Annotated in this window: 18 protein-coding genes and 1 pseudogene; 4 read left to right on the top strand and 15 right to left on the bottom strand. The window is 73.4% G+C overall.

Annotated features, from left to right (window positions below):
• Positions 1 to 80: 80 nt before the first annotated feature.
• The 13 genes from ABTZ17_RS21695 to ABTZ17_RS21755 form a co-directional block, all read right to left on the bottom strand.
• Positions 81 to 962: an ABC transporter permease gene (locus ABTZ17_RS21695; protein ID WP_352197316.1), complete on the bottom strand. Its 882-nt coding sequence runs from the start codon at positions 960 to 962 to the stop codon at positions 81 to 83.
• Positions 949 to 1,740, bottom strand: coding sequence for an ABC transporter ATP-binding protein (locus ABTZ17_RS21700; protein ID WP_352197317.1), 792 nt, complete (start codon positions 1,738 to 1,740; stop codon positions 949 to 951). Before ABTZ17_RS21700 ends, ABTZ17_RS21695 begins: the two co-directional genes overlap by 14 nt.
• A 36-nt stretch (positions 1,741 to 1,776) precedes the next feature.
• Complete coding sequence (locus ABTZ17_RS21705) at positions 1,777 to 2,904, bottom strand: aliphatic sulfonate ABC transporter substrate-binding protein (protein WP_502994781.1); 1,128 nt, start codon at positions 2,902 to 2,904, stop codon at positions 1,777 to 1,779.
• Positions 2,905 to 3,143: 239 nt separating this feature from the next.
• A complete protein-coding gene (locus ABTZ17_RS21710; RefSeq protein ID WP_352197318.1) occupies positions 3,144 to 4,472 on the bottom strand; it encodes a sulfate adenylyltransferase subunit 1 in 1,329 nt (442 codons plus the stop codon).
• A gap of 2 nt (positions 4,473 to 4,474) precedes the next feature.
• Entirely contained in the window at positions 4,475 to 5,422 is a 948-nt protein-coding gene (cysD, locus tag ABTZ17_RS21715) for a sulfate adenylyltransferase subunit CysD (protein WP_352197319.1), read from the bottom strand.
• Entirely contained in the window at positions 5,419 to 5,964 is a 546-nt protein-coding gene (gene cysC / locus ABTZ17_RS21720) for an adenylyl-sulfate kinase (RefSeq protein ID WP_352197320.1), read from the bottom strand. Before cysC ends, cysD begins: the two co-directional genes overlap by 4 nt.
• 53 nt (positions 5,965 to 6,017) lie before the next feature.
• Complete coding sequence (locus ABTZ17_RS21725) at positions 6,018 to 6,779, bottom strand: phosphoadenylyl-sulfate reductase (protein WP_352197321.1); 762 nt, start codon at positions 6,777 to 6,779, stop codon at positions 6,018 to 6,020.
• Complete coding sequence (locus ABTZ17_RS21730) at positions 6,776 to 6,952, bottom strand: hypothetical protein (protein ID WP_352197322.1); 177 nt, start codon at positions 6,950 to 6,952, stop codon at positions 6,776 to 6,778. Before ABTZ17_RS21730 ends, ABTZ17_RS21725 begins: the two co-directional genes overlap by 4 nt.
• A complete protein-coding gene (locus ABTZ17_RS21735) occupies positions 6,949 to 8,643 on the bottom strand; it encodes a nitrite/sulfite reductase (protein ID WP_352197323.1) in 1,695 nt (564 codons plus the stop codon). Before ABTZ17_RS21735 ends, ABTZ17_RS21730 begins: the two co-directional genes overlap by 4 nt.
• Before the next feature lie 200 nt (positions 8,644 to 8,843).
• Positions 8,844 to 8,927 (bottom strand): putative leader peptide, encoded by an 84-nt coding sequence (locus ABTZ17_RS21740; protein WP_352197334.1) that lies wholly within the window; start codon positions 8,925 to 8,927, stop codon positions 8,844 to 8,846.
• 315 nt (positions 8,928 to 9,242) lie between these two features.
• Positions 9,243 to 9,803: a GNAT family N-acetyltransferase gene (locus tag ABTZ17_RS21745; RefSeq protein ID WP_352197324.1), complete on the bottom strand. Its 561-nt coding sequence runs from the start codon at positions 9,801 to 9,803 to the stop codon at positions 9,243 to 9,245.
• 12 nt (positions 9,804 to 9,815) lie between these two features.
• Positions 9,816 to 11,108 (bottom strand): GAF domain-containing protein, encoded by a 1,293-nt coding sequence (locus ABTZ17_RS21750; protein ID WP_352197325.1) that lies wholly within the window; start codon positions 11,106 to 11,108, stop codon positions 9,816 to 9,818.
• A 283-nt stretch (positions 11,109 to 11,391) separates the two neighbouring features.
• Positions 11,392 to 13,047 (bottom strand): acyl-CoA dehydrogenase family protein, encoded by a 1,656-nt coding sequence (locus ABTZ17_RS21755; protein ID WP_352197326.1) that lies wholly within the window; start codon positions 13,045 to 13,047, stop codon positions 11,392 to 11,394.
• A 17-nt stretch (positions 13,048 to 13,064) separates the two neighbouring features.
• Between ABTZ17_RS21755 and ABTZ17_RS21760 the strand changes: the two genes are divergently transcribed.
• Positions 13,065 to 14,198, top strand: coding sequence for a YihY/virulence factor BrkB family protein (locus tag ABTZ17_RS21760; RefSeq protein WP_352197327.1), 1,134 nt, complete (start codon positions 13,065 to 13,067; stop codon positions 14,196 to 14,198).
• 343 nt (positions 14,199 to 14,541) lie between these two features.
• Positions 14,542 to 15,606 carry a ribosome small subunit-dependent GTPase A gene (gene rsgA, locus ABTZ17_RS21765; RefSeq protein WP_502994783.1) on the top strand — a complete coding sequence of 355 codons (1,065 nt, stop codon included), beginning with the start codon at positions 14,542 to 14,544 and terminating at the stop codon, positions 15,604 to 15,606.
• 303 nt (positions 15,607 to 15,909) lie between these two features.
• Here rsgA and ABTZ17_RS21770 read toward each other — a convergent pair whose 3' ends face one another.
• Both ABTZ17_RS21770 and ABTZ17_RS21775 read right to left on the bottom strand, forming a co-directional pair.
• Complete coding sequence (locus ABTZ17_RS21770; protein WP_352197329.1) at positions 15,910 to 16,395, bottom strand: DUF456 domain-containing protein; 486 nt, start codon at positions 16,393 to 16,395, stop codon at positions 15,910 to 15,912.
• 32 nt (positions 16,396 to 16,427) lie between these two features.
• Entirely contained in the window at positions 16,428 to 17,411 is a 984-nt protein-coding gene (locus ABTZ17_RS21775; RefSeq protein WP_352197330.1) for a helix-turn-helix domain-containing protein, read from the bottom strand.
• A 200-nt stretch (positions 17,412 to 17,611) separates the two neighbouring features.
• Here ABTZ17_RS21775 and ABTZ17_RS21780 point away from each other — a divergent pair, with 200 nt between their 5' ends.
• Both ABTZ17_RS21780 and ABTZ17_RS21785 read left to right on the top strand, forming a co-directional pair.
• Positions 17,612 to 21,373, top strand: a complete 3,762-nt coding sequence (locus ABTZ17_RS21780; protein WP_352197331.1) for a S8 family peptidase — start codon at positions 17,612 to 17,614, stop codon at positions 21,371 to 21,373.
• A gap of 162 nt (positions 21,374 to 21,535) precedes the next feature.
• Positions 21,536 to 21,802, top strand: a pseudogene (locus tag ABTZ17_RS21785) (hypothetical protein); the annotation flags it as partial.

The following is a 21,802-nucleotide window of genomic DNA, read 5'->3' on the forward strand; positions in this document are numbered from 1 at the left end:
CCGGGCCGGAGCCCCCCGCCGGAGCGGGGAGCGCGGCCCGGAGCCGGGCGGAGGAGAGGGACGCGTGGTGCACGACGGGCTCACTTCACCAGCAGGCCGCGGCTGCGCAGCACCCACCGCTCGACCGGGCTGAAGATCAGCAGGTCGATGGCGATGCCGACCACGAGGATCAGCAGGATGGACAGGAACACGCCGGGCAGGTCGATGTTGTTGCGGGCGTTCTCCAGGAGCTGGCCGAGGCCGAGGCCCAGCTCGGGGGAGGAGGCGATGATCTCGGCTGCCATCAGCGACCGCCAGGAGAAGGCCCAGCCCTGCTTCAGGCCCGCCAGGTAGCCGGGCAGCGCGGCCGGCATGACGATGTGCCAGGTGCCCTTGAGGCCGGTGGCGCCCAGGGTGCGACCGGCCCGCAGGAAGAGCGGCGGCACCTGGTCGACACCGGAGACCAGCCCGTTGGCGATCGAGGGGACCGCGCCGAGCAGGATGACGGTGTACATCATGGCGTCGTTCAGGCCGAACCAGAGCACCGCCGGGGGCACCCAGGCCACCGAGGGCAGGGACTGCAGGCCGGACAGGATGGGGCCGATCGCGGCCCGCACGAACTTGACGCGCGCCACCAGCAGACCCAGCGGGGTGCCGATGGCCAGGGCGATCAGGAAGCCGAACAGGCCGCGGGAGACGGAGGTCCAGACGACCTCCAGCAGGGTGCCCTGCAACCACATGTCGGTCAGGCCGCCCCAGACCGCGGAGGGAGCGGGCAGCTTGGTCTCCTCCACGACCTTCGCGGAGACCAGGACCTGCCACACCACCAGGACCAGGGCGACGGCGACCAGCGGCGGCAGGACCTTCTTGACGAGGACCTCGCGGACCGGGGTGCGGCGTACCTCGACGGCGTCGAGCGCGTCGAGCCCGGCCTCCAGCCCGGCGAGGTCGTCCCGCTTCGGGGCGGTGTCAGTGCTGGCCATGGCGGCGGATCTCCCCACGCAGGTGTTCGGTGATCTCAAGGGACAGCTCCGCGACGTCCGCGTCCTCGATGCGGCGCGGCTGCGGGATGTCCACGGTCCACTCCTTCGCGACCCGGCCGGGCCGGGAGGAGAGCAGGACCACGCGCTCGGCCAGGCGGACGGCCTCGCGCACGTTGTGGGTGACGAACAGGACGGAGAGGTCGGTCTCCTCCCAGATCCGGGTCAGTTCGCCGTGCAGCACGTCCCGGGTGATGGCGTCGAGCGCGGCGAACGGCTCGTCCATCAGCAGCAGGTCGCTGGCCTGGGCCAGGGCCCGCGCCAGCGCCACCCGCTGGCGCATGCCGCCGGACAGCTCGTGGACCCGCTTGCCGTACGAGCCGCCGAGGCGGACGAGCTCCAGCAGTCGCTCGGCCTCCGGGCGGCGCTCCGCCTTCGGCAGACCGCGCAGCTTCAGGGCCAGTTCGATGTTCTTGCCCGCGGTCAGCCACGGGAAGAGGGCGTGCTCCTGGAACATCAGGGCCGGCCGGCCGCCGGGGGTCTCTATGGACCCCGCGGACGGCCGGTCGAGTCCGGCGACCAGGTTGAGCAGGGTGGACTTGCCGCACCCCGAGGCACCCAGGATGGTGACGAACTCGCCGGGCGCGACATCGAGACTGATGTCGTCCAGGACGAGCTGCGTTCCGGCGGGACCGGCGAAGGACTTCGAGACGTGCTCGATGCGGGCGGCATGGGTGGCCGCGGCGGTGCCTTCGGCAGCCTTGGCGAGCGTGGTGGCCATGGTCGTCACCTCCTGGGAACGTGGGGCGCTGGGTGCTTACTTGACGCCGAGGCCGGCGTCGGAGACCTCGGGCTGACCGGCGGCCTTCAGCACCTTGTTGAGGAGCGTCAGGTCGTAGATCCCGGCCAGGTCGGGCTGCTTGATGAGCTGGGCCTTGACCGCCCACTCCGACTGCGTCTTCAGGGTCGCCGCCAGCGGGTCGTTCGTGATCTGAATGCTCGGCCACGCCGGGTCGATGACCTTGGCGGCCAGCTCCTTGCCGGTCTCCGCCTTCAGGGCCGCGTTCGCGGACGCCTTGGCCTTGTCCGGGTTGGCGTTGATCCACTCGTTGGTCTTCACGGTGCCGCGCAGCACCGCCTCGACCACGTCCGCGTGCTCCTTGAGGAACTTCTGCGAGACGATGATGTTGGTGATCACGAACTTCTTGTCCGGCCACAGCTCGGTCTCGTCGAGGAGGACCTTCGCGCCCTCGGAGACCAGCTTGGAGGCGGTGGGCTCGGGCACCCAGGCGCCGTCGATGGAGCCGGACTTGTAGGCGTCGGGGGTGACCTTGTTGTCGGTGCGGACCACGGACACGTCGCCCTTGCCGCTCTCGGGGTCGACCTTCCAGCCCTTCTCCGAGATCCAGTTGAGGAACGCCACGTCCTGCGTGTTGCCCTTCTGCGGGGTGGCGATCTTCTTGCCCTTGAGCTCGTCCAGGCTCTTGATCTTGGCGGGGTTCACGACCAGCTTCACGCCGCCGGAGGCCGAACCGGAGATGATCCGGAGGTTCTGGCCCTTGGACTTCACGTAGGCGTTGATGGACGGGGAGGGGCCGATGAAGCCGATGTCCAGAGAGCCGCCGTTGAGCGCCTCGATCTCGGACGGACCGGCGTTGAAGGTCTGCGCGGCGATCTTGGTGCCGCCGAGCTCCTTCTGGATCAGACCCTCCTGCACGCCGATCAGGGCGGTGGCGTGGGTGAGGTTCGGGAAGTAGCCGATGCGCACCTTGTCGGTGGAGAGCTTCTTGGCGTCGGCGGCGACGTTGGACTTCTTGTCCTCGGTCTTGGTCTCGGCGTCGGAACCGTAGCCGCACGAGGCGAGCGCACCGATCAGGAGCGGCAGGGCGGCGGCGGCGGCGAGGCCGCGGCGCGCGGTGGTGCGGGTGGTGCGGATGGCAGGCACGGGAGGGCTTCCTCTCGGATGCCCGGCCTCAGGTCCTCCGGATGTCCGGATGCGGGGCCGGGACGTGTGAACGTCTTCGTCGGTGCGGGTGGAGCGGGGTGCGGGGGGTGTGGGCGCGCATGCGGTGCGCGTACGTCATCGCACACATCGCGCCACCCCTCCCTGGCCGCTGCCGAGGGAGCCGCTGCCCACGCGGCCGCCCTCCTTGGCGAAGGTCGAGTAGATGTCGGCAGGCATGATCAGAAGTCCCACCCCTCGTCGTCCCGGACGGTCTCCTCGGCGCGGGCGGCGAAGGCCGTACCCGCCATGCCGGCCGCCAGGGTGGTGCCGTCGGCCGGGTCGATCAGCAGGAAGGACCCGGTGCGGCGCGAGTCGGCGTACGCGTCGAGCGCGAGCGGCTCGGCGGTGCGGACGACGACGCGGCCGATGTCGTTGGCCACCAGCAGCCCCGGCTGGGGGTGCTGGGACAGGTCGTCGAGGGTCAGCCGCGAGGGGATCTCCTTGACGATGGCCTTGACCGTGCGGGTGGTGTGCTTGAGCAGCACCCGCGCGCCCACGGTCAGGGGCTGGTCCGCCACGTGGCAGACCGTCGCCGTCACGTCCTGCGTGGTGACGGGCGCGCTCGCGGAGGGGGCGATGAGGTCGCCGCGCGAGATGTCGATGTCGTCCTTCAGGCGCAGGGTCACCGACTGGGGGGCCCAGGCGATGTCCACGGGGCCGTCCAGCGCGTCGATGCCCTCGATGACGCTGGTGCGGCCGGAGGGCAGCACCGTCACGGCCTCGCCGGTGCGCAGCACGCCGGAGGCGATCTGCCCGGCGTAGCCCCGGTAGTCGGGGTGCTCGGCGGACTGCGGACGGATCACGTACTGCACCGGGAAGCGGGCCGGGCAGGCCGTGAGGTCGTGGCTGACGGGGACGGTCTCCAGGTGCTCCAGCACCGTGGGCCCGCCGTACCAGTCCATGTGGGAGGAGGGTTCCACCACGTTGTCCCCGGCGAGCGCGGAGATCGGGATGGCGGTGACCTCCGGGACGCCGAGTTCGGTGGCGTACTCGGTGAACTCGGCGGCGATGCTCGCGAAGACGGGCTCGGCGTAGTCGACGAGGTCCATCTTGTTGACGGCGAGCACCACGTGCGGGACCCGCAGCAGGGCGGCCACGGCCGCGTGCCGGCGGGTCTGCTCGACCACGCCGTTGCGGGCGTCGACGAGGACCACGGCCAGTTCGGCGGTGGAGGCGCCGGTCACCATGTTCCGGGTGTACTGCACGTGCCCGGGGGTGTCGGCGAGGATGAACCGGCGGCGGGCGGTGGCGAAGTAGCGGTAGGCCACGTCGATGGTGATGCCCTGCTCCCGCTCGGCCCGCAGGCCGTCGGTGAGGAGCGCCAGGTCCGGGGCCTCCTGGCCGCGGTCCTGGGAGACCCGCTCCACGGCTTCCAGCTGGTCCTCCAGGACCGACTTGGAGTCGTGCAGGAGCCGTCCCACCAGGGTGGACTTGCCGTCGTCGACGGAACCGGCGGTCGCGAAGCGCAGCAGCGTGGTCGTGCTGAGCTGCTCGGTGGTGCTGGTCATGGCTAGAAGTACCCTTCGCGCTTGCGGTCTTCCATCGCGGCCTCGGACATCTTGTCGTCGGCGCGGGTGGCGCCCCGCTCGGTGAGGCGGGAGACGGCGATCTCGGCGATCACCGCGTCGAGCGTGGCGGCGTCGGAGTCCACGGCGCCGGTGCAGGACATGTCGCCGACGGTGCGGTAGCGGACCAGACGGGTCTCGGTCTCCTCGCCCGCCTTCGGGCCGCCCCACTCGCCCGCGGTCAGCCACATGCCGTTCCGCTGGAACACCTCGCGCTCGTGGGCGAAGTAGATCTCGGGGAGCTCGATGCCCTCGCGGGCGATGTACTGCCAGACGTCCAGCTCGGTCCAGTTGGAGAGCGGGAAGACCCGGACGTGCTCGCCGGGGGCGTGCCGGCCGTTGTACAGCTGCCACAGTTCGGGGCGCTGCCGGCGCGGGTCCCACTGGGAGAACTCGTCGCGGAGGGAGAACACCCGCTCCTTGGCGCGGGCCTTCTCCTCGTCGCGGCGGCCGCCGCCGAACACGGCGTCGAAGCGGTGCTGCTGGATGGCCTCGGTGAGCGGGACCGTCTGGAGGGGGTTGCGGGTACCGTCGGGGCGCTCGCGGAGCTTCCCGGCGTCGATGTACTCCTGGACGGAGGCCACGTGCAGCCGCAGGCCGTGCCGGGCGACGGTGCGGTCGCGGTACTCCAGGACCTCGGGGAAGTTGTGCCCGGTGTCCACGTGCAGCAGCGTGAAGGGCACCGGGGCGGGCGCGAACGCCTTCAGCGCCAGGTGCAGCATGACGATGGAGTCCTTGCCGCCGGAGAAGAGGATCACCGGCTTCTCGAACTCGCCCGCCACCTCGCGGAAGATGTGCACCGCCTCGGACTCCAGGGAGTCCAGGTGGGAGAGGGCGTACGGGGCGTCGGCGCCCGCGGCCGCGGCGTGCAGGTGAGCGGCGGAGGTGGTCATGCCAGCCCCTTCTCGGTGAGCAGCGCGTGGAGCGACGCCGCGGACTCCTGGACGGTCTGGGTGTGCGATGCGATCCGCAGGTCGGGGGAGTGCGGGGCCTCGTAGGGGTCGTCGACCCCGGTCAGCCCGGAGATCTCCCCGGCGGCCTGCTTGGCGTACAGGCCCTTGACGTCGCGCTCGGAGCACACCTCGACGGGGGTGGCCACGTGCACCTCCAGGTAGGCGGTCCCGGCGGCGGCGTGCCGCTTCGCGACGGCCTCGCGGCTGTCGGCGTACGGGGCGATCACGGGCACGAGCGCCTTGACGCCGTTGCTCGCGAGGAGTTCGGCGACGAAGCCGATCCGCTGGACGTTGGTGTGGCGGTCCTCGCGGGTGAAGCCGAGGCCGGCGGAGAGGAACTCGCGGATCTCGTCACCGTCGAGGACCTCCACCCGGTGGCCCTCCGCGCGCAGCCGTTCGGCCAGCGCGTACGCGATGGTGGTCTTGCCCGCGCTCGGCAGACCGGTCAGCCACACCGTGGCTCCCTGGCCGGTCACGCTCATCTGGTTCTCCGTGGTGGTCTCGTGGTCGGGTGCTGCCGTGGGCGGCCGGGTCATCAGCCGTGCAGCCCGCACTCGGTCTTGGCGCGGCCGGCCCAGCGGCCGGCGCGGGCGTCCTCGCCCGCTTCGACGCGACGGGTGCAGGGGGCGCAGCCCACCGAGGCGTAGCCGTCCATGAGGAGCGGGTTGGTGAGGACCCCGTGCTCGGCGACGTAGGCGTCCACGTCCTCCTGGGTCCAGCGGGCGATCGGCGCGATCTTGACCTTCCGCCGCTTCTCGTCCCAGGCCACCACCGGGGTGTTCGCCCGGGTGGGGGACTCGTCGCGGCGCAGTCCGGTGGCCCACGCCTCGTACGCGGTCAGGCCCTCCTGGAGGGGGGCGACCTTGCGCAGGGCGCAGCAGAGGTCGGGGTCGCGGTCGTGCAGGCGCGGCCCGTGCTCGGCGTCCTGTTCGGCGACGGTCCGGGTCGGGGTGAGGGTGATGAGGTTGACGTCCATCACGGCCTCGACGGCGTCGCGGGTGCCGATGGTCTCCTCGAAGTGGTAGCCGGTGTCGAGGAACACCACGTCCACGCCGGGCAGGGCCCGGGAGGCGAGGTGGGCGACGACGGCGTCCTCCATGGAGGAGGTCACGCAGAACCGCTCGCCGAAGGTGGCGGCGGCCCAGGCGAGTATCTCCAGCGGGGAGGAGTCCTCCAGGTCACGGCCCGCCTGCTCGGCCAGTGCCTTGAGGTCCCGTCCGCCTGTGGGCGTCCCGGCGGTCCCGTCGGGGTGCGCGTCGGTTCCGCCGGTGTGGATCTCGGTCCGAGTGTCCGTCATATGGCTTCGTCCTCCCGGGAGTTCTGAAAACCGCGGGCCAGCAGCCCGAGGTACTTCAGCTGGAAGGCGCGGTTGCAGGCCCGGCATTCCCAGGCTCCGTGGCCCTGCTCGTGGGGACGCAGGTCCTCGTCGCCGCAGTAGGGGCAGTGGAAGGGGGCGGCGCGCTCGCTCACGACAGGCTCTTCTCGTCCGCGCGGGCCACCCACTGGGCGAACCGCTCGCCGTCCTCGCGCTGCTCCTCGTAGCGCGTGACGACCCGCTCGACGTAGTCGGGCAGACCGGCGGAGGTGACCTTGAGGCCGCGGACCTTGCGGCCGAAGCCGGCCTCCAGGCCGAGGGCGCCGCCGAGGTGCACCTGGAAGCCCTCGACCTGGTCGCCGTTCTCGTCGAGGACGAGCTGGCCCTTGAGGCCGATGTCGGCGACCTGGATGCGGGCGCAGGCGTTGGGGCAGCCGTTGATGTTGATGGTGAGCGGCTGCTCGAACTCCGGGAGGCGGCGCTCCAGTTCGTCGATCAGGCTCTGGCCGCGGCTCTTGGTGTCCACGATGGCGAGCTTGCAGTACTCGATGCCGGTGCAGGCCATGGTGCCGCGCCGGAACGGCGAGGGCTTGACCCGCAGGTCCAGGGCCTCCAGGGCGGCCGTCAGCGGCTCGATCTGGTCCTCGGTGACGTCCAGCACGAGCATCTTCTGCTCGGCGGTGGTGCGGACCCGTCCGGAGCCGTGGCTCTCGGCGATGTCCGCGATCTTCGTGAGGGTGGCGCCGTCGACGCGGCCGACCCGGGGGGCGAAGCCCACGTAGTAGCGGCCGTCCTTCTGGCGGTGCACGCCGACGTGGTCGCGCCAGGTCTGCAGGGGCTGGGCGGGGGCGGGGCCGTCGTTCAGCTTCCGCTTGAGGTAGTCGTCCTCCAGGACCTGCCGGAACTTCTCCGGGCCCCAGTCGGCGACGAGGAACTTCAGGCGGGCGCGGTTGCGCAGCCGGCGGTAGCCGTAGTCGCGGAAGATGGAGATGACGCCCTCGTAGACGTCGGGGACCTCGTCCAGGGAGACCCAGGTGCCCAGGCGGACGCCGAGCTTGGGGTTGGTGGAGAGGCCGCCGCCGACCCAGACGTCGAAGCCCGGGCCGTGCTCGGGGTGCTCGACGCCGACGAAGGCGATGTCGTTGATCTCGTGGGCCACGTCGAGCAGGGGCGAGCCGGAGACCGCGGACTTGAACTTGCGGGGCAGGTTGGAGAAGTCCTTGTTGCCGACGATGCGGCGGTGGATCTCCTCGATGGCGGGGGTGCCGTCGATGATCTCGTCCTCGGCGATGCCCGCGACGGGCGAGCCGAGGATCACGCGGGGCGTGTCGCCGCAGGCCTCGGTGGTGGACAGGCCGACCGCCTCCAGGCGGTTCCAGATCTCCGGCACGTCCTCGATGCGGATCCAGTGGTACTGGACGTTCTGGCGGTCGGTGAGGTCGGCGGTGCCGCGGGCGAACTCCTCGGAGATCTCGCCGATGACGCGCAGCTGTGCGGTGGTCAGCCGGCCGCCGTCGATGCGGACCCGGAGCATGAAGTACTCGTCGTCCAGCTCCTCCGGCTCCAGGATCGCGGTCTTGCCGCCGTCGATCCCGGGCTTGCGCTGGGTGTACAGCCCCCACCAGCGCATGCGTCCGCGCAGGTCGTTGGGGTCGATGGAGTGGAATCCGGCCTTGGAGTAGATCGTCTCAATGCGCGTCCGCACGTTGAGACCGTCGTCGTCCTTCTTGAACTGCTCGTTGCCGTTGAGGGGCGTGAAGTGGCCTACGGCCCACTGGCCTTCGCCGCGGTGACGCGAGGTCTTGCGGCGCGCTGCGGTGGCGGGCTTCTCCGGGGTGGCGGCCATGGCGATACGTCCTTCTGTGGCGGCTCAGGGCAGGGGGCAGGGTGCTGTCGGCGGTGACCCTGCCTGCGTTGACCTGCGGTGATGCGTACAGGTGCGGCTGATGAGGCCCCCCGGCGGGTGGGCGGGGGCGGTGTACGGCCTCAGGGGACCGACGCGTCCGCGGCGTCGGGGACGGCGAGGTGAGGTGCGGCTGGTGGTGCTCAGCTCACCGGACAGATGGCGCTGGCCATGCGGCCGAGGTCGACGTGGCGTCGACTCACCAAGGCGATTCCAGCTCCATTCATGGCCGAAGCGTGGCATGCGCGTCTTGGAGGAGTCCACCACTGTCCGCGATATGGACAAAAGAGTCTCGAATCCTGAGACCTGTGTCCTGGGTCACGCCCCACCCACCCCACGACTCCCTCCGCACACCGGCACGACGACGCGGAGAACGGGCGCGAGCGCCGCCCGCCGGGGCCGGATCGGGGGAGCGGTGGGCGACGGAGTGCCCCCCGCCGGCCGCCGCGTTCAGGGGCGCGGGGAACGGCGCGAGCGGCCGGTCACCGGCGGGGCGGCCGAAAGCACGAGACCGGCCCCCCGTCCCCCCGCCCCCGGGCGGCCTAGGCCCCGGGCCAGGGCCCCGGCGTCGCCCCCTGGGCCTTCTCCTCGGTCTCGGTCCGGAACAGCCGGAAGCCTCGACGCTGGTAGTTGTCCATCGCGGTGGGCCCGTCCCAGCTGCAGGTGTGCAGCCAGACCCGCTTGGTCGGGGGCAGGTCCGGCCACCGTTCGGCCAGGTCCCAGGCCCGTGCCGTGCCCACGGACAGCAGGTGCCCGCCGATCCGGCGGCCCCGGAAGGCCGGCAGCAGCCCGAAGTAGACGATCTCCACGGTGCCCTCGGGCTGCGCCTGGAGCTCCACGTAGCCGGCGGGGGTGCCCCGGTCGTACGCCACCCAGGTCTCGGTGCCCGGTCGCGCCAGCACCTCGGTCCACTGCGCGTGGGTCAGCTCCAGCCGGTCCGTCCAGTGGATGTCCCCGCCCACCGAGGCGTAGAGGAAGCGGCTGAATTCCGGCGAGGGGACCTCGGACCGCACGATCCGGACGTCACCCTCCGGGGCGGCGGAGGGGTTCAGGTCCGAGGGCGAGGTCTGTTCGAGTGACCACGTGGTGAGATTGGTGTCCATACCGCCATATCATCATGTCCGCAGGTCACGGCCCAAGCGGGCGCGGACCACCGAGGGCGCGTGCGAGTGCGGCAGCAGGTCGAAAGGGTCCGTCGGGCGCCGCACCGACACCCCCACCCCGTCCGCGAACCGGTAGGGCCGGTGGGTCAGCACCCCGGCCAGGTGCCGCCGCACCCGGGACATCTCGGCCCGCACGGTCACCGTCCGGGTGGCGTCCCCGAACAGTTCCTGGGCCAGTCCGGCCGCCGTCAGTCCGTCCGGCCGCTCCGCGAGCAGGAACAGCAGCTCGGCGTGGCGAGGGCTGAGCTCCTGGGTCCAGTCCCCCGCCTCCCCGTACACGGTGGCCGACCAACGGCGGGCGTGCCGCAGGTCCAGCACCACCCGGCTCACCGGGGCGCCCGCCGGGCCCGGGGCCACCCGTATCAGCCAGCCGCCGGGCAGCGGCTCCACCCGGCACCGGCCCAGCTCCGGGAGCCACACCGGCCCGGCCCCGAAGCCCTTCGGCAGCGGCACCCGCTCCAGCGGGGCCAGCCCGGTGACGGCCGCCGTCCAGCCCTGGGCGTCCACCGCGACGGCCCGGCCCTGCACGCGGGCCAGCAGCGGGGCGGCCACGGCCCGCAGGCCCGCCAGCGAGGTGAGGTGCCGGACCCGCAGCTCGCTCTCCGCGAGCCGGGCCACCGCCGTGACCCAGGACAGGGTGGCCGGGTGCATGGTGGCCAGCGGGCCGCTCACGTTGACCACGCCCAGCAGCCGGCCGTCCCGCGGGTCGTGCAGCGGGGCCGCGGCGCAGGTCCAGTCGTGGTGGCTGCTCACGAAGTGCTCCGCGGAGAAGACCTGCACGGGGCGCCGGTTCACCAGGGTGGTGCCCACCCCGTTGGTCCCGACCACCCGCTCGTCCCAGTCGGCCCCCACCTCGAAGCCGAGCCGGTCGGCCCGCCGCAGCACGGAGCTGTGGCCCTCGCGCCACAGCAGCCGGCCCTCGGCGTCGGCGACGACCATGATGTGCCGGTTCTCGTCCAGGGCCGGCAGCAGCCCCTCGCGCAGCACCGGCAGTACCTGCCGCAGGGGTGATTCCTGCCGCCGCCGCTCCGTCTCGGCCACGCTCAGCATCCGGGACCGGGCGTCCCGGTCCGGGTGCACTCCGCCCGCCAGCATCCGCCGCCAGGACTCGGCGATCTCCGGCCGTGGCGCGGCGGGCCCCCGCTCCCCGGCCAGATGGGCCGCGCGCACGCCTTTCAGCAGGCGCGCCGCCTGCCGTGCGTCCATGGCCGAAAGCCGCGCCAGGTCGACTCTGCTGCCGTTCACCGGATCCTCCCCGTACGAACCGGAACGTACCGGGAAACGCCCCGTCACCGTCCCTGCCGCTTCCCCGGCGCTCCGGTGTGCGCTCCCGCCCCCACAGGTTGCAACGCTCTGCAACTCTCGCCAAGTCCCGGTCGCCCGACCGAAACTCTTCGCGGGCGCCGCACGCGGTGCCCGGGCTCCTCCTCGGGGCTTCCCGCGGCCGGGGTGGCGCCGAGTCGGCGCGGCGCCACCCCGGCCGTCACACGGGCCCGGATCCCGGCAGCGCGACGGTTGGGGCCGTCGGTCAGCCCGGAATCCGTGCCCGTTCCACCACGGCCGCCAGGTCCAGGGTGTGCGGCAGGGTCCCGAAGGCGTGCCCGCGGTCCCCGCCCAGCCGGGAGGCGCAGAAGGCGTCCGCGACCTCCGGCGGGGCCCAGCGCACCAGCAGCGAGCCCTGGAGCACCAGGGCCATCCGCTCGACGATCCGCCGGGCCCGGGCCTCCACCCCCTCCAGGTCGGCCAGCTCGGTCAGCAGGTCCTTGACGGCCCCGTCCAGCCGGTGGTCGGCCCCGCGGGCGAGCCCGATCTCCCGGAGGAAGGCGTCGAGGGCCTGCGGTTCGCGCTGGAGGGCACGCAGCACGTCCAGGGCCTGGACGTTGCCCGAGCCCTCCCAGATGGAGTTCAGCGGTGCCTCGCGCAGCAGCCGCGGCAGCCCGGACTCCTCCACGTACCCGTTGCCGCCCAGGCACTCCAGGGCCTCCCCGACCACCGGGGTGCAGCGCTTCGTCACCCAGTACTTGGCGGCGGGCACCGCCAGCCGCAGGAGGGCCCGTTCCTGTTCGGTGTCCGCGTCGTACGCCGCCGCGAGCCGCAGCATCAGCACGGTGGCCGCCTCCGACTCCAGGGCGAGATCGGCGAGGACGTTGCGCATCAGCGGCTTGTCGACGAGCTTCCCGCCGAAGGCGCTGCGGTGCCGGGCGTGGTGCACGGCCTGGGTCAGGGCCTGCCGCATCAGCGCGGCGGAGCCGGTCACGCAGTCCAGGCGGGTGGCGGCCACCATGTCGATGATGGTGCGCACCCCCCGCCCCTCCTCCCCGACGCGGCGGGCCCAGGTGCCGTCGAACTCGACCTCGGCGGAGGCGTTGGAGCGGTTGCCCAGTTTGTCCTTGAGCCGCTGGACGGCGAAGGTGTTGCGCGTGCCGTCGGGCAGCACCCGGGGTACCAGGAAGCAGGTCGGGCCGCCCTCCCCGGTCGCCCCGGCCTGCGCCAGCACCAGGAACCCGTCGCTCATCGGCGCCGAACAGAACCACTTGTGGCCGGTCAGCAGGTACTCCCCGGAGGCGTCCAGGGGCCGGGCCACCGTGGTGTTGGCGCGGACGTCGCTGCCGCCCTGCTTCTCCGTCATGCCCATGCCGAAGAGGGCGCCCGCCTTCCGTGCGGCGGGCTTCAGTCCCGGCTCGTAGACGTGCGAGGTCAGTCGCGGCTCCCACTCGGCGGCCAGTGCCGGCTCCCGGCGCAGCGCCGGCACCGCCGCGTGGGTCATGGAGACCGGACAGCCGTGCCCGGCCTCGGCCTGCGACCACACGAAGAACCCGGCCGCCCGCCGCAGGTGCCCGTGCGGGCGACCCCAGGCGTCGGTGAGTCCCGCCGACACGGCGTGCCCGAGCAGCCGGTGCCAGGCCGGGTGGAACTCGACCTCGTCCACGCGGTTGCCGTACCGGTCGTGGGTGCGCAGTTTCGGGGGGTTCTCGTTCGCGAGCACCCCCCACTCCTGGGCCTGCGCGGAGCCCGCGGCGCGCCCCAGTTCGTGGAGTTCCTCCGAGGCCCGGTCCCGGAGTTCGGGATCGGCTCCGGCCAGATGACGCGCGATGCCCTCGGTGAGGGCCCGGTCCGTACCGTAGACGTCGTAGCCCACCAGGGGTGGGGCCTGGTTGCTCACTGTGTGGGTGGTGGCTGCCATGCCGATACGGTAAAGACGTGCAGCCAGCAAAAGAAACACCCGAGCGTCCCCCGGGGATGCTCCACCGGGCCAGGGCCCTGTACCGCAACGTCTCCAAGCGCAAGATGGCCTGGCTGCTGCTCAAGGACACGGTCAACTCGTGCATCGAGTACCGGATCCTGGGGCTGGCCGCGGAGGCGGCCTTCTTCACCCTGCTCTCCCTGCCGCCCCTCTTCCTGGGCCTGCTGGGCCTGCTGGGCTACGTGGACAACTGGACGGACACCACCACCGTCGCCAGCATCGAGGAGAACATCCTGCGGGCGGTGGGCACCGTGCTGTCCGACCGCGGCGTCAACGACATCGCGAAACCCCTCCTGGACGACGTCACCCGGCGGGGCCGACCGGACATCATCTCCCTCGGTTTCGCCTTCGCCCTGTGGTCGGGTTCGCGCGCCGTCAACGTCTTCATCGACACCATCACGGTGATGTACGGGCTCGACGGGCAGCGCGGCATCGTCAAGACCCGTCTGTTGGCCTTCCTGCTGTACGTGATCGCCCTGCTGATCGGGGCGGTGGTGCTGCCGCTGATGGTGGTCGGCCCGGACGCCGTGATCCGGCTGGTGCCCTGGGGCACCGAGGTGATCGCGGTCCTGTACTGGCCCACCGTCACCCTGCTGTCCATCGCCTTCCTCACCACGCTGTACCACGTGTCCGTACCGGTGCGCTCCCCGTGGATCGAGGACGTGCCGGGGGCCCTGGTCGCCCTCGCGATGTGGGTGTTCGGCTCCTTCCTGCTGCGGATCTACCTCACCAACACGGTGGAGGGACCCACCATCTACGGCTCCCTCGCCGCCCCGGTGGCCGTCCTGCTGTGGATCGGGATCTCCGCCTTCGCGGTGTTGGTGGGCGCGGCCGTCAACGCCGCGATCGACCGCGTCTGGCCCTCGGTGGCCACCGCCGCCGCCCGCGAGGCCAACGAACGGGTCCGGGAGGCCGAGGCGGCCCAGTACGTGGCCCGGGCGGCGGCCTGGCGGGCCCTGGCCGAGGGGGAGTCCGAGGACGACGAGGACCTGGGGATGCCCTCGGAGTTCCCCGAACGCTGGTCGAACTTCCTGCCCCCCGAGGACTACCAGTCCCGCCTCCGCAAGCACACCGAGCGCCACCCCCGCTGAACGGGACCCGGCGGCACGACGGCCGGGCACGACGGAAAAAGGATTGGCGGTGCCGGGGGCGGCCCGCGTAGCATCCGGGACGTGCGCCGCACCCGGCGCACCACCACGGGACGCACGTCGCCCCGGTGGGGATCACACGACCAGGAGGTGGACTTCGATGACTGTCGCCACGCAGGGCCCTGCCCGCACCCGAGCGCTCATCCCCACTCCTCCCGTGGTCTCCGGCTGACACCCGTACAGCGACAACGCACGACGCCGGGGCCGCCCTCCGAAGGGTCCCCCCTTGTCTTTCCCGTCTTCCGACGCCTTCTCCACCCCTTTCACCACCGCCACCGCCTCCGCCGTGCTCGACGCGCACGGCTGGGACGAGCGCTGGGAGGCCGAGTTCGCCCCGTACGCCGACCAGGGGCTCGTCCCGGGCCGGGTGCTGCGGGTCGACCGCGGCCAGTGCGACCTGATCACCGCGACCGGCACCGTCCGCGCCGACACCGCCTTCGTCACCCCGCACGACCCGCTGCGGGTCATCTGCACCGGTGACTGGGCCGCCGTCGAGACCTCGGGCAACCCCCGGTACGTCAAGGCCTGCCTGCCCCGCCGCACCGCGATCGTCCGCTCCACCTCCTCGCAGCGGTCCGAGGGCCAGATCCTCGCCGCGAACGTCGACCACGCCGTCATCGCGGTCTCCCTCGCCGTCGAGGTCGACCTCGGCCGCATCGAACGCTTCCTCGCCCTGGCCTGGGAGTCCGGCGCCCTCCCGCTGGTCGTCCTCACCAAGGCGGACCTCGTGCCCGATCCGGTCGTCCTCGCCCACCTGGTCCAGGACGTCGAGGCCACCGCCCCGGGGGTGACCGTGCTGACCGTCTCCTCCCACAACGGGGAGGGCCTCGACGTGCTGCGGGCCGTCACCGCCGGCGGTACGACCGTCCTGCTCGGCGTCTCCGGCGCCGGCAAGTCCACCCTCGCCAACGCCCTCCTCGGCGAGGACGTCATGGACGTCCACGCCACCCGGGACGTGGACGGCAAGGGCCGCCACACCACCACCACCCGCAACCTGCTCCTCCTCCCCGGCGGCGGGGTCCTCATCGACACCCCCGGCCTGCGCGGGGTCGGCCTGTGGGACGCCGCCACCGGAGTGGGCCAGGTCTTCTCCGAGATCGAGGACCACGCGGGGCACTGCCGCTTCCAGGACTGCGCCCACGAGGCGGAGCCCGGCTGCGCCGTGCTCGCGGCGGTGGAGTCCGGGGAACTGTCCGAGCGGCGCCTCGACAGCTACCGGAAGCTGCTGCGGGAGAACCAGCGGATCGTGGCCAAGACCGACGCCCGACTGCGGGCCGAGATCCGGCGCGACTGGAAGATGAAGTCCGCGGAAGGACGGGCGAACCACGCCGCCAAGCGGGGCCGGGCCTAGCCCGGCGGGGTGGGGCGGGCTCTCCGCTCGCGCGGGGCCCTCTCCCCGCCCCGCCCCTTCCCGAACCCGGGGCTCCGCCCCGGACCCCGTGCCCCGGGCGCTCCGCGCCCGGGCGCGCTCGATCGCCGCGCGGGCCCGATGTCCGGCCGGGGGACCTCCGGCACGGGGCGAAAACCAGCCCTGCCGGCGTTTGAGGCGCGGGGGTACCGGGGCGGAGCCCCCGCGAAGGGGCCGCCGGGGCGGCTCGGCGGGGGTGGGCGGTGGCTCCCCGCGGGGGGTTGCTCCGGACGGGGGAAGGGCGGGTCAGCCGCCCCAGAGGACGGCGCCCAGCCACGTCCCCGCCACCAGCAGACACGCGAAGAGCTCGACGAGCACGCTCGTGCCCACCGCCCGCATCACGCTCCGGGTCGCGGCCGCCGCCTCCCCGTGGCCGCCCAGCCGCAGCCGCTCGCACAGGTAGATCCCGCCGACGAACCCGGGCACGGTGCCGACCACGGGCAGCAGGAAGAAGCCCAGCACGCCCCCGGCGCCCGCCCACACCGCCATCCGCCGGTTCACGTCGGTCCCGCGGATCCGCCGCGGCGGCAGCAGCCACTTCACCACCTGGACCACCAGCAGCAGGGCCGTGGTGCCCACCAGTACGGCCCAGGCCAGGGCCGTCTGCTCGCGGAGGGACCACCACAGCACCCCGGCCCACACCAGCCACGTGCCGGGTACGCCCGGCACCAGCACCCCGGCCACCCCGAGCAGCAGCACCAGACCCACCAGTACTTGCTGCGGCAGATCCATCTGCCCAGACTGACCCAGACCCCCGGCGCCCGCTAGCGGGCCACCCAGCCCCGCTCGTAGGCGTGCCAGCCCAGCTGGAGCCGGGTGGTCACCCCGGTCAGCTCCATCAGGCCCTTCACCCGCCGCTGCACCGTGCGCAGCCCCAGGTCCAGGTGCTTGGCGGCACTGGCGTCCGTCATCCCGGCCAGCAGCAGCGACAGGATCTCCAGATCGGTGGCGTCCGGCACCGTCTGCTCCGTCCCCACCTCGCCGGCCGCCCCCAGCCGAAGCGGCAGCGCCTCCCGCCACACGGCCTCGAACAGGCCCGTCAGGGACTCCAGCAGCCCGCTGGCGTGCACGACCAGCGCGGCGGGCTCCGCGGCGGCCCCCCGGGCCGTGAGGGGCACCATCGCCAGGCTCCGGTCGGCGATCACCAGCTTGGTCGGGACCTCCCCGGTGACCCGGACCTGCTCGCCCCGGCCCAGCGCCGTGGACGCCTCCGTCAGGCCCCGCGGCAGGGACAGCACCTCCCGCTCGATCACCACCCGGTACGTCACCCCGCGGCGCGCGGCCTGCTCCTCGGCGTCGTTCTCCGTGCCCGTCACCACCTGCGGCCGCCCGCTCACCAGGGCGCAGACCTCCTCCACCGCCCCGAGCTGGAGCTGCACGAACCGGTGCGCCACCGCGCTGGCCCCGGTGACCACCTCCACCAGGTCGTGCACGGCGGGCTCCACCGCCTCCGCCCGGTACTCCTCCGCCAGCAGCGCCGCCGCCAGCTCCGCCCGCTCCAGCTCGTGCCGCTGCTGCGTCAACAGCGCCCCCAGCGCCACCCCGGGCGGCGCCGCCACCCAGCGCCCCGGCCGCGCCGAGGACTGGGCGGCCAGCCCGTGCCGCTCCAGATGCCGCAGGGCCCGCTCCGTGTGCGGAACCGGAAGGGTCAGCCGATGGGCCAGGTCCCCCACCTCAGCTGCGCCCATGGCGACGAGCGCCCGGTAAGCGGACTCCTGACCCTCGTCCAGACCTATCGCACCCAACATCCGGCCCACCCCACTCCCCAGCTGTTCCGTGGCGGGAAACGGCCACGGCGCAAACCCGCCTCGGGACATCATCACCGCACCCGGGGCCCTCGTGCCAAGGTGGCGCCACCGCAGCACCGACATCCGCCGGACCACACCAGTCTGCGCGGCAACTTTGCCGCGCATGAGTGCAGTTGGCCGGAATTCACCTGGGGAGAGCGATGCGCCCGATATCGCGTACGGCATGGGGGGCGGCGACCGCCGCGGCCCTCGCCGTCACCGCCGTCGCCCCGTCCGCGGCACAGCCGCGGGCGGGGGAGCAGGCCGGCAGGCCACTGACCGGCAGCGAGGCCGCGGCCCGCCGGACCCCCGGGCCGGTCACGGTCACCCTCGTCACCGGCGACCGGGTCCTCGTCTCCACCGGCGCCGACGGCCGCACCGCCGCCACCGCCCTGCCCCGCGAGGACGGCACCCGGCCGCCCGTGCAGACCCGCCGGACCGGCGAGGACCTGTACGTCTACCCGGACTCCGCCGCGGCCGCCCTGGCCGCGGGCACCGTCGACGAGGAACTCTTCAACGTCACCGGCCTGGTCCGGCAGGGCTACGACGACTCCCGCGCGAAGCGCCTGCCCCTGATCGCCGTCTACGCCGACTCCGCGGCCGTGGCCCGCACCGCCCCCGCGGCCCCGCGCGGCGCCTCCCGCGGCCCCGTCCTGCGCTCCATCGGCGGGGTCTCCCTGAGCGCCGACAAGGCCCGCGCCGCCGAGTTCTGGACCGACCTCACCGCGCCCCGTGCCCGGGCCGCCGGCGGCGGGCTGCGCAAGCTCTGGCTCGACGGGAAGGTCCGCGCCACCCTGGAGCGCTCCACCCGGCAGGTCAACGCCCCCGCCGCCTGGGCCGCCGGATACGACGGCAAGGGCACCAAGGTCGCCGTCCTCGACACCGGCACCGACCTCGGCCACCCCGACCTCAAGGGCCGCGTCACCGCCGCGGAGAACTTCACCGACTCCGACACCGCCGACGACCGCCAGGGCCACGGCACCCACACCATCTCCACCGTGGGCGGCTCCGGGGCGGCGAGCGGCGGCGCCAAGAAGGGCGTGGCCCCCGGCGCCGCCCTGCTCAGCGGCAAGGTGCTCGACGACGCCGGGTACGGCCTGGACTCCTGGATCATCGCCGGCATGGAATGGGCCGCCGGGCAGGGCGCCGACGTGGTCTCCATGAGCCTCGGCGACCCCTCCCGCACCTCCTGCGACGACCCGCTGGCCGCCGCCCTGGAGAAGCTGTCCCAGGACGGCCCGCTGTTCGTGGTCGCCGCCGGCAACACCGGCCCCGGCCCCCGCACCGTCTCCTCCCCCGGCTGCGCCCCGAGCGCCCTGACCGTCGGCGCCGTCGACCGCGACGACAGCACCGCCGTGTTCTCCAGCCGGGGCCCCGCCGGGGACGCCCACACCCTCAAGCCCGAGATCGCGGCCCCCGGCGTGGACATCTCCGCCGCCGCCGCGGGCGGCCGCGGGGTGTACGCCTACCAGGCCATGTCCGGCACCTCCATGGCCACCCCGCACGTCGCGGGCGCCGCCGCCCTCGTCAAGCAGGCCCACCCGGCGTGGCCCGCGAGCCGCGTCAAGGCCGCCCTCGTCGGCTCCGCGCAGACCCGGATCCCCGGGGACGCGCACGAGACCGGCGGCGGCCGACTCGACGTCAAGGCCGCCGTGGACACCACCGTCACCGGCGCCGCGGCCCTCCAAGGCGGCCTCTTCCACTGGCCCCAGGACCGCACCGACCGCACCACCGTCCAGGTCCCCTACACCAACCACGGCACCCGCCCGGTGACCCTCCGGCTCGCCGTGGAACGCCTCACCGGCCACGACGGCTCCACCGTCCGCTCCGCCATGGCCCGCCTCGACCGCGGCACCGTCACCGTGCCCGCCGGGGCCACCGTGACCGTCCCGCTGCGCCTCGACCCCGCCGCCGCGCTCTCCCGCGCCCAGTACGGGGACGTCACCGGCCGGGTCGTCGCCACCGCGAACGGGGTCCGCGTCTCCACCCCCTTCACCCTGTACGTGGAACCCCGCACGGTCACCCTGCGGGTCAAGCTCCTCGACCGGACGGGCCGCCCCGCCGCCCACTCCTCCTCCCTCGACGTGATCGGCACCGACGACGCCAGTGGGGAGCGCCGCTACAACGAGGGCGCCGCCGACCAGCTCTTCCGGGTCCGGCCCGGCGCGTACTTCCTCTCCGCGTTCGTGGCCACCCCCGACGCCGGCGAGCACCCCGCCCTCCTCGACTCCCTCACCTACCTGGGCCGCCCGCAGGTCGAGGTCCGCGGGGACACCACGATCGTCCTCGACGCCCGCCGGGCCGCCCGGCTGCGGACCGTCACCGACCGCCCCACGGAGACCCGTTCCACCACCCTCGCCTTCTCCCGCAGCTGGGACGGGGTCTGGCAGCACGCCGGCACCGCCATGGCCGGGGGCACCGTCAAGGGCTTCTACGCCTCCGTGGAGGGCCGCGCCCGCGACGGCGCCTTCGAGTTCGGCAGCTACTGGCGGGCCGCCGCGCCCCTGGTCTCCGAACTCAAGGTGGCCGGCGGTCCCGTCCTGCACCCGCTGACCGCCTCCCTGGGCAGCGACAACCTCGACGGACAGGGCTCCGCCCGCCTGGTCGACGCCGGCGCCGGCACCCCCGCCGAACTCGCCGCGGCCGGGGCGAAGGGCGCCGTGGTCCTGGTCGCCGCCGAGGAACCCTCCCTGTACGAGGCCGCCCGGGCCGCCCGGGACGCCGGGGCCGTGGCCCTCCTCGCCCACCGCACCCTGCCCGGCCGCTGGCAGGGCTCCACCGGCCACGCGGGCGGCGGCGCCCTGCCCGCCCTCACCGTCGACTCCGCCGAGGCCGGCGCCCTGCTCGCCCGCCTCGCCAAGGGACCCGTCACCCTCACCTGGAAGGCCACCGCGAGCAGCCCGTACGTCTACAGCCTCGCCCAGCCCGAGCAGGGCGAGATCCGCTCCGACCGCACCTACCGGATCCACGACCGTTCCCTCGGCTCCGTCACCGCCCGCTACGGCTCCATGGGCGTGGCCGCCGACTACGTCGACCTGGTGACCGCCTACCGGCCCTCCGGGAACGGGGTCTTCTTCGGCGCCATCGAGACCGTCCGCGCCCCCTCCGAGCGCACCGAGTTCTTCACCGCGGGCGACACCTCCTGGCAGCACCTGGTCTCCTCCAGCTTCCCCTGGGGCGAGTTCATGACCGACCGGATCCGCACCCACACCGCCGGCGCGCACCGCACCGAACGCTGGTACGACGGGGTCGTCGCCCCGGTGGCCGCGCGCGACGCCGACGGCGAGCCCCAACTGGCCGCCGAACGCCAGGGCAACCTCATCGGATTCGCCTCCGCCCCCTGGGGCGACGGCGAACACCACGCCCAGGCAGGCGGGTTCGGGGACCTCGGCAACCTCGTCCTGAAGCGGAACGGCGAGCAGATCGGCGACAGCCCCTACCCGATGGGCGCGTTCGAGGTGCCCGCCGCGTCGGGCCGCTACGAACTCACCCAGCACGTCACCAAGTTCGGGGCGCCGGCCCGGGTCTGGCAGCGGTCCGCCTCGGTGATCACCACCTGGGCCTTCACCTCCCGCCTGGACCCGACGGCCCACTCGGTGCCGCTGCCGGTGCTCTTCCCCCGGTACACGCTGCCGGAGGACGGGGCCAAGACCCTCGCCGCGAGGAACGGGCAGGTCATCGGCTTGAACGTTTCCGGTCACGCGGGCTACACCCCCGGTTCGATCAAGACCGCCAGACTCTCGTACTCGTACGACGGTGAGCACTGGACCCTGGCCCGCACCGCCCGCCACGGCGGCGCGTGGACCGCGGTGGTCGACCACGCCGGAGCGAGCGGCAAGCCCGTCTCGCTGAAGGTGGAGCTCACCGACGGCGCGGGCGCGTCCGTCACCCAGACGGTCGAACGCGCCTACGACGTGCGCTAGGCACGGCCCCCGAAGGGGCCCCTGGCGCAGCGAAGCCGGGTCCGCCGGGCGACCTTCCCGTGGGGGGTGGGGCCGTCCGGCGGACCCTTCCGCCGTTCCCCGGCGGAACGGATTTTCCCGATGGGCCCGTACGGCCGGCGCCCGCCGCCGAGAATGAGGGGCATGAGCCGGGACCCTGAAGCGGAAGACTGGTGGCAGCGCCTCTACGAGGACCCCGAGCAGGGCCCGGGCGCACCGCCCGGCCGTGCCGCGGCCGGCCCGGACGGCGGTGCCGGCACCGGCACCGACAGCGTGGACGCCCGGTTCGCCTCGGCGGCGCGCGTCGTGGCCCCCTCGGGTCCGGCCGCCCCGGGCGACCCGGCCCCGCCGGAGCCCGCGGGCCCCGCCGTCCCGCCGCCCCGTACCGTCCCGACCGGTCCGTCCGTGCCG

The organism is Streptomyces sp. NPDC097619 (genome assembly GCF_040302735.1).
Lineage (GTDB): Bacteria > Actinomycetota > Actinomycetes > Streptomycetales > Streptomycetaceae > Streptomyces.

Coding starts and splice junctions, on each gene's coding strand:
- ABTZ17_RS21725 (WP_352197321.1), bottom strand. CDS start 6,779: ATGACGGACACTCGGACCGAGATCCACACCGGCGGAACCGACGCGCAC.
- ABTZ17_RS21755 (WP_352197326.1), bottom strand. CDS start 13,047: ATGGCAGCCACCACCCACACAGTGAGCAACCAGGCCCCACCCCTGGTG.
- ABTZ17_RS21770 (WP_352197329.1), bottom strand. CDS start 16,395: ATGGATCTGCCGCAGCAAGTACTGGTGGGTCTGGTGCTGCTGCTCGGG.
- ABTZ17_RS21775 (WP_352197330.1), bottom strand. CDS start 17,411: ATGTTGGGTGCGATAGGTCTGGACGAGGGTCAGGAGTCCGCTTACCGG.
- ABTZ17_RS21710 (WP_352197318.1), bottom strand. CDS start 4,472: ATGACCAGCACCACCGAGCAGCTCAGCACGACCACGCTGCTGCGCTTC.
- ABTZ17_RS21745 (WP_352197324.1), bottom strand. CDS start 9,803: ATGGACACCAATCTCACCACGTGGTCACTCGAACAGACCTCGCCCTCG.
- ABTZ17_RS21695 (WP_352197316.1), bottom strand. CDS start 962: ATGGCCAGCACTGACACCGCCCCGAAGCGGGACGACCTCGCCGGGCTG.
- ABTZ17_RS21735 (WP_352197323.1), bottom strand. CDS start 8,643: ATGGCCGCCACCCCGGAGAAGCCCGCCACCGCAGCGCGCCGCAAGACC.
- ABTZ17_RS21740 (WP_352197334.1), bottom strand. CDS start 8,927: ATGAATGGAGCTGGAATCGCCTTGGTGAGTCGACGCCACGTCGACCTC.
- cysD (WP_352197319.1), bottom strand. CDS start 5,422: ATGACCACCTCCGCCGCTCACCTGCACGCCGCGGCCGCGGGCGCCGAC.
- ABTZ17_RS21780 (WP_352197331.1), top strand. CDS start 17,612: ATGCGCCCGATATCGCGTACGGCATGGGGGGCGGCGACCGCCGCGGCC.
- cysC (WP_352197320.1), bottom strand. CDS start 5,964: ATGAGCGTGACCGGCCAGGGAGCCACGGTGTGGCTGACCGGTCTGCCG.
- ABTZ17_RS21700 (WP_352197317.1), bottom strand. CDS start 1,740: ATGGCCACCACGCTCGCCAAGGCTGCCGAAGGCACCGCCGCGGCCACC.